Annotated in this window: 8 protein-coding genes and 1 tRNA gene; 5 read left to right on the top strand and 4 right to left on the bottom strand. The window is 67.3% G+C overall.

From position 1 onward, the window contains the following. Positions 1-704: type I glyceraldehyde-3-phosphate dehydrogenase (locus VF649_RS07810; RefSeq protein WP_331011399.1), on the bottom strand; the 704-nt coding region annotated here is incomplete at its 3' end. Further along, positions 701-2,695 carry a transketolase gene (gene tkt / locus VF649_RS07815; protein WP_331011400.1) on the bottom strand — a complete coding sequence of 665 codons (1,995 nt, stop codon included), beginning with the start codon at positions 2,693-2,695 and terminating at the stop codon, positions 701-703. The genes tkt and VF649_RS07810, both read right to left, overlap by 4 nt. A 237-nt stretch (positions 2,696-2,932) precedes the next feature. Between tkt and VF649_RS07820 the strand changes: the two genes are divergently transcribed. From VF649_RS07820 to VF649_RS07835, 4 genes are all read left to right on the top strand, one after another. Then, positions 2,933-3,145, top strand: a complete 213-nt coding sequence (locus tag VF649_RS07820) for a hypothetical protein (RefSeq protein WP_331011401.1) — start codon at positions 2,933-2,935, stop codon at positions 3,143-3,145. Further along, a complete protein-coding gene (locus tag VF649_RS07825) occupies positions 3,145-3,504 on the top strand; it encodes a cell division protein ZapA (protein ID WP_331011402.1) in 360 nt (119 codons plus the stop codon). The genes VF649_RS07820 and VF649_RS07825 overlap by 1 nt, the downstream gene beginning before the upstream one ends. 205 nt (positions 3,505-3,709) lie before the next feature. Continuing rightward, positions 3,710-4,270: a 5-formyltetrahydrofolate cyclo-ligase gene (locus tag VF649_RS07830; protein ID WP_331011403.1), complete on the top strand. Its 561-nt coding sequence runs from the start codon at positions 3,710-3,712 to the stop codon at positions 4,268-4,270. Then, on the top strand, positions 4,267-4,482 hold the full coding sequence (locus tag VF649_RS07835; RefSeq protein WP_331011404.1) for a DUF2842 domain-containing protein: 216 nt from the start codon (positions 4,267-4,269) through the stop codon (positions 4,480-4,482). The genes VF649_RS07830 and VF649_RS07835 overlap by 4 nt, the downstream gene beginning before the upstream one ends. 82 nt (positions 4,483-4,564) lie before the next feature. Here the strand turns inward: VF649_RS07835 and VF649_RS07840 are convergent. Together VF649_RS07840 and VF649_RS07845 are read right to left on the bottom strand one after the other, a co-directional pair. Beyond that, positions 4,565-4,641: transfer RNA gene (locus VF649_RS07840), tRNA-Asp, on the bottom strand. Positions 4,642-4,711: 70 nt separating this feature from the next. Continuing rightward, a complete protein-coding gene (locus VF649_RS07845) occupies positions 4,712-5,839 on the bottom strand; it encodes an AI-2E family transporter (protein ID WP_331011405.1) in 1,128 nt (375 codons plus the stop codon). A 524-nt stretch (positions 5,840-6,363) separates the two neighbouring features. Here VF649_RS07845 and VF649_RS07850 point away from each other — a divergent pair. Then, positions 6,364-6,577 (top strand): hypothetical protein (locus VF649_RS07850; protein ID WP_331011406.1); only part of this gene is annotated, 214 nt, incomplete at its 3' end.

The following is a 6,577-nucleotide window of genomic DNA, read 5'->3' on the forward strand; positions in this document are numbered from 1 at the left end:
GGGACGCGCACCGCCGACCCGTCCAGCTTGCCCTTCAGCTCAGGCAGAACCTCGCCCACCGCGCGTGCCGCGCCGGTGGTGGTCGGGATCATCGACATCGCCGCCGCCCGCGCGCGGCGCAGGTCCGGGTGGATCTGGTCCAGGATCTTCTGATCGTTGGTATAGCTGTGGATCGTGGTCATCAGCCCGCGTTCGATGCCGATCGCGTCGTTCAGCACCTTGGCGATCGGCGCCAGGCAGTTGGTGGTGCACGACGCGTTGGAGATGATCTTGTGATCGCCCGTGATCTTGTCATGGTTCACGCCGTACACGACGGTCAGGTCGACGCCCTTGGCCGGCGCGGAGATCAGCACGCGCTTGGCCCCGGCGGTCAGATGCTTGCCCGCCGAATCCTTGTCGGTGAAGAACCCGGTGCATTCCAGCGCGATGTCGATCCCCAGTTCGCCATGCGGCAGCTTGGCCGGATCACGCTCCGCGGTTACCAGGATGCGGTGCCCGTCGACCACCAGATGGTCGCCGTCCGCGCTGACATCGCCCTTCCAACTGCCGTGTACGCTGTCGCGCTTGAACAGCAGCGCGTTCGCCTTGGCATCGCCCAGGTCGTTGATCGCGACCAGTTCCAGCCCGCAATCGGGACGCGACAGGATGGCGCGCGCGACCAGCCGGCCGATACGGCCGAATCCGTTGATGGCAACCTTCGTCATGCGTTCTGCTCCGTGGTTGGCGTCAAGGCGGCAAGCACCTGTGGCGCGATCTGATCCGGGGTTAGCCCGAAATGCTCATATAGGTCGGGTGCGGGCGCGGATGCCCCCCACCCGTCGACGCCGAACCGCAGGCCATCGACCATCGTATACCGCTCCCACCCCATCGTGGTCCCGGCTTCGATCGACACGCGCAGGATCGCGTCGGGGCGGGCATGCGGCAGTATGTCGTCGCGGTAGCTGCGCGGCTGGCGGTCGAACCGTGACCAGCACGGCATCGACACCACGTCGGCGCCGACGCCTTGCGCCTCCAGCCGGTCCGCCACGCCCAGCGCGATCTCGACTTCGGATCCGCTCGCGATCAGGATCACACGGCGATCGGCCTTGGCGGCGCGCAGGCGATACGCGCCGCGCGCGCTCCTGTTCTCGTCCACCGGCCGCTCCAGCTGCGGCAGGTTCTGTCGGCTCAGCGCCAGCAGCGACGGCCCATCCGCCTTCTCCAGCGCCAGTGCCCAGCATTCCGCCGTCTCGATCGTGTCGGCCGGGCGGTACACGTCCAGGTTCGGGATCACGCGCAACGCCATCAGATGCTCGACCGGCTGGTGCGTCGGGCCATCCTCGCCCAGCCCGATCGAGTCGTGCGTCATGACATAGACGACCCGCGCCTGCTGCAACGCCGACAGCCGGATGGCGGGACGCGCATAATCGGCAAACACCAGGAAGGTCCCACCATAGGGGATGACGCCGCCGTGCAGCGCCATGCCGTTCATCGCCGCCGCCATGCCGAATTCGCGGATGCCGTAATAGACATAGCGCCCGCCATAATTGTCGGCGGTCAGCGGCGCCTGATCCTTGGTCCTCGTGTTGTTCGATCCGGTCAGGTCGGCCGATCCGCCCAGCATTTCGGGTACCGCCGCATTGATCGCACCCAGCACATTTTCCGATGCCTTGCGGGTCGCGATCGCCTGCGGCTTTTCCACCAGCCCGGCCAGATAGGGCGACAGCCAGTCGGTATCGGGCAAATGGCCGGCCATCCGCCGCGCGAATGTCGCGCGGTCGGGATGCTGCGCCAGCCGATCGGACCAGGCCGCCCGCGCCGGCGCGCCCCTGGCCCCGATCGCACGCCACCCCTCGACGATATTGGCCGGCAATACGAACGCCTCGTCCATCCAGGCGAGCGTCTGCCGCGCCGCCGCGACTTCGTCCACGCCCAGCGCGGACCCGTGCGTCGCCGACGTCCCCTGCTTGTTGGGCGCGCCGAATCCGATGATCGTCCGGCATGCCACGATCGACGGCCGCGGATCCGCCGCCGCTTCGGCCAGCGCGCGCGCGATATCATCGGCGTCATGTCCGTAGCAGGCGACCGTGTGCCACCCCGTCGCGGCATAGCGCGCCAGCACATCCTCGCTGGACGACAGCGACACCGCGCCGTCGATCGTGATCCGGTTGTCGTCCCACAGGACATTGAGCCGCCCGAGCTTCAGATGCCCGGCCAGCCCGATCGCTTCATGATTGATGCCTTCCATCAGGCACCCGTCGCCCGCGATCACCCAGGTCCGGTGGTCGACCAGATCGTCACCGAACGTCGCGTTCAGGTGGCGCTCCGCCACCGCCATGCCGACCGCCATCGCCAGTCCCTGGCCCAGCGGTCCGGTGGTGCATTCGACTCCGGCCAGCTCGAAATTTTCCGGGTGCCCCGCGGTCGGGCTGCCCAACTGCCGGAACCGGCGGATATCCTCCAGCGTCGGCCGCGCATAGCCCGTCAGGTGCAACAGCGCATAGATCAGCATCGATCCGTGGCCCGCCGACAGGACGAAGCGGTCGCGATCGGCCCAGGCGGGGTCGACCGGATCGAATTTCAGATGATCGCGGAACAGCACGGTCGCGACATCGGCCATGCCCATCGGCATGCCCGGATGTCCGGAATTGGCCGCCTGCACGGCGTCCATGGTCAGCGCGCGAATGGCATTGGCAAGCGGTGGGCTGGTCGTCATCGGGCGATCTGAACTTTCTGTCCGGTCGTTCCGGGTCGAAACTGGCCGGATCCGTGCGGGCGATGCTTTGGCGGCGACGATGCCCATCGTCAACCATGCGCGCCCGGGATCGTGACCCGGATCAGGACCGGACAACCTTGTCAGCCATGGCACGGCGCCCGCCGTGCCGGTCGCGTCCGCAATCCGCCCCATCCGAACGACCCTTGCGGCGGGGCGGGTGGCTGCTATCTCCCGGCCATGGACGATCACACCCTCGAAGACGCGATCCTCCGGCTCGACGCCGCGGTGACGCGGGCCGAAACCGCCTTCGCCGCCCGGCGCCGCATGCCCGTCACGCCGCCCGCGGCAGCGGTCGATACCGATCTCGTGCGGCGTCATGCCGCCCTGCGCGCCGGTACGGAGGCAGCACTGGAACGGCTTGACCGGCTGCTCGGCCCGGACGCGCGCTGATGGCGAAGATCACGCTCACCATCGGCGGCTATGCGCACGAAATGGCCTGCCGGGATGGGGAGGAAGACCATTTCCTGCGCCTCGCGGGATTGTTGGATGCCAAGGCGACCGAAGCCGCGCGCGCGGTCGGCGGGCTGACCGAAACGCGCATGCTGCTGTTTGCGGGACTGCTGCTCGCGGATGAAAATGCCGGCCTGCGGGCGGCTGCGGCTGCGGCACCGCCGCCGCAGCCCGTCGCCACGCCGTCCGCCGATCGCGAAAGCCTGCCCGATCCGTTGCTGGCGCAGGCGGTCGCCGCGCTCTCTTCCCGGATCGAGGTGCTGGCCGCGGGCCTTGAGGCGGACGCCCGGACCTCCTAGATAGGTCGGTGGCGGGTACTGCCCGGTACGAGCCGAAGGAAAATCCCTGAGGCTATTCATCATCCATCGGGGGCTGTCCCTGCCCGGATCCTGGTCCGACGCACATGGTCCCCACCTGACGTTACCGGCGTCAGAGGATATTCCGGCAAACGGCCATGGCGGTCCCGCCACCCCTGGCCCCCCGTGCAAGGATCATCGACGGCGCATGGACAAGCCCGCATTGCGATCCACCCTCCGCGCCGCCCGTGCGCGGTTCGTCGCCGACGAAGGCGTCGCGGCGCAGCGGCTGGTGGCAACCCTGCAGCTGACCGAACATGCCGTGCCGCATCTCGCGGGCGCCACCATCGTGTCCGGCTACGTCTCGGACGGGGAAGAGGTCGATCCGCTTCCGCTGCTGTTCCGCGCAATCGACAGGGGCTGTGACGTCGCATTGCCGCGAATCACGGGGCGCGACCGGCCGATGGTCTTTCATCGCTGGCTGCCTGGCGACGATCTCGTCCCCGGCCCGCTCGGCCTGCTCCAGCCGCGCGTCGATGCCGACATCGTCGATCCTGATCTGATCCTGACGCCGCTGCTCGGCTTCGATGCCGCGCTCAACCGACTCGGCCAGGGCGCCGGCTTCTATGACCGCGCCTTCGCCGAACGCCCCGCCGCGCGCCGCATCGGCCTTGCCTGGAGCGTGCAGGCCGTGGATGCGCTACCGATCGATCCGTGGGACATCCCGCTCCACGGCGTCGCCACCGAACTGGGCTGGATCACCGCATGACCGAACCCAGCTGGCGCAAGCCCGTCGGCGCGCTCCTGATCCTCGCGCTCGTGCTGCTGTGGGTCATGCTGTTCGCCAGCTTCTCCGCCACGGTGGCGACGCTCCACTGGTCGCTGCAGCTCGTCTATTATCTGACCGCCGGTCTCGCCTGGATCTGGCTGACACCGGTCAAACCGATCCTCCGCTGGATGCAGACCAACCATTGGCGCTGAGCGGCGAGCGATCGAAAGCATGTCCTGCTGAGCTGGGCGCTTGCACTGATCCAAGGGATTTGCGCCATCTCCATCTAGGAAATGGCGCGAGTGACGGGGCTCGAACCCGCGACCTCCGGCGTGACAGGCCGGCACTCTAACCAACTGAGCTACACCCGCTTGGAAGCGTGGAGGGGCAACTACCGGCGGTCGGCAGATGCGTCAACCGCTATTCGCACCGGCCCGGACCTTAACGCGACAGGCCGTGATCCTCTGGTGCGGTGCCCGTCAACGTCCCTTCCTCGAACAGGAAACCGGCGATGTCGGGCTTGCCCGCCGCATCCAGCACGGTTTTCAGGATGATCAGCAACGGCACCGCCAGCAGCGCGCCCACCGTGCCCCACACCCATCCCCAGAAGCTGAGCGCGACCAGGATCAGCAGTGGGTTGATCGTCAGCTTGCGCCCGACCAGCATCGGCGTGATCGCGTTCGCCTCCACCAGATGCATGCCGATGAAGATCGCCGCCGGCAGCAGCGCATACCAGGCATCCGAAAACGTCATCAGCCCGCCCACCGCCAGCAACAGCGCCGCCATGATCGGCCCCAGATAGGGGATATAGTTCAGCAGCGCGACCAGCCCGCCCCACATCAGCGGCGTCGGCATGCTGATCAGCGACAACCCGGCCGCCACCGCCGCGCCCAGCACGACGTTGATCAGCGTGATCGTACCCAGATAGGCCGATGTCGCATTCACCATGTCCTGGATCACGCGCGCGGTCGCCATCGCGCTGGAAAAACTGCCACGGTTGCTGATCGCCCGCCGCCGCAGCGAGGTCCAGCCCGACAGGAAGAAGAAGATCACCAGGATCGCGAAGAACATCTGGATCAGCGCGTGGGGCGCCGACGTGGTGATCAGGTCGAGCAGCGAATTGGGCGATTGCGCCAGCACCGTGCGCGGCGATCCGCCGGCGGGTGTGCGCTGGACCAGCTTCATCGTCTGCGCGATGATCTTGTCCAGGCTGGCATACAGGTCGATCACCGGACGCAGATTGTGGCGAATCTGCCCGATCCGGTCGGGCAGGATCGAAAACCAGCCGGTCGCCGGCACCACGATCGCGGCGATCGCGACATTGGCGATGCCCAGGAACATCAGGACGCAGATCAGCGCCGCCATCCCGGACGGCATCCCGCGCCGCTCCATCCATTCCAGGCTGGGGACCAGCGCGATCGCGATCACCAGCGCCGCCGTGATCGGCAGGAAGAACTCCGCCCCCGCCATCAAGGCGAACGGCACCGCTAGCACGAACCCGGCACCGGCGATCAGGGTCAGCGCCGCCAGCAACCGGTCCCGGCGGAACGCTTCGGTCACGGCGTCCACCGCGGCGTCGGCCCCCGACGTCGCGGTACTGTCGACCGCGATCGGCCCGGTCGGCAGCGGCTGCGGCGGTGAAGCGTGCGCCGAATCGAGTCGCGAATCGGCTATCGAGTCGGGCCGCGGTCCTGTTCCGTCACTCGCGTCCAACCGAAATCCCCCCGTCCGCGCCATGAACAACGCAACATCTTCCGATCGCCGGAAAATCGCTGTTCAGGCGGTTATTTACCGCCAAGACATCATCCCTGCAAAGGTTCCACCTTACTAAAATCTTAAATCCGATCGGCTGATCCTCCGAACGACTCATCGTTCCCGCTTTGACTTGCAGGACTTGGGAAACGATGGGCTGTGCATGGTCGTACCGGCCGATGCGTGTGGGGCGCGGGCCGGTTTCTGAACGACAAGACGTGAATGTCAGCCGGACCCCCGTATGTGCTTTCGGGTCCGGGGCAGCTTTCGCGCATGTGCCGGAGTGTTGAGTGGTCTCTGTTCGTCGATCCCAGGTGTTTGCGGCCGCCAGCCTCGCGCTGATGTCCGCCGCCGTGCTGGTCCCCGCGTCGATGACGTCCGCGGCCGAGACCCCACAGGCGCCCACCGCATCGGCCGAACTGCCGCTCCTGACGCCCGCTGCCCCGTCGCTGGCGCAACTCAATCTTCTCCGCTTCCGCCAGATTGCAGCGAATACCTTCGCCAATGCCGATTCCGCGCGCATTGCGGCCGGACCCACCGGCGATGATGAAGCCG

This window comes from Sphingomonas sp., assembly GCF_036387535.1.
Lineage (GTDB): Bacteria > Pseudomonadota > Alphaproteobacteria > Sphingomonadales > Sphingomonadaceae > Sphingomonas_R.

Excerpts from the sequence above, each read along its gene's own strand:
- VF649_RS07835 (WP_331011404.1), top strand. The coding sequence starts at position 4,267 with ATGACCGAACCCAGCTGGCGCAAGCCCGTCGGCGCGCTCCTGATCCTC.
- VF649_RS07820 (WP_331011401.1), top strand. The coding sequence starts at position 2,933 with ATGGACGATCACACCCTCGAAGACGCGATCCTCCGGCTCGACGCCGCG.
- tkt (WP_331011400.1), bottom strand. The coding sequence starts at position 2,695 with ATGACGACCAGCCCACCGCTTGCCAATGCCATTCGCGCGCTGACCATG.
- VF649_RS07830 (WP_331011403.1), top strand. The coding sequence starts at position 3,710 with ATGGACAAGCCCGCATTGCGATCCACCCTCCGCGCCGCCCGTGCGCGG.
- VF649_RS07825 (WP_331011402.1), top strand. The coding sequence starts at position 3,145 with ATGGCGAAGATCACGCTCACCATCGGCGGCTATGCGCACGAAATGGCC.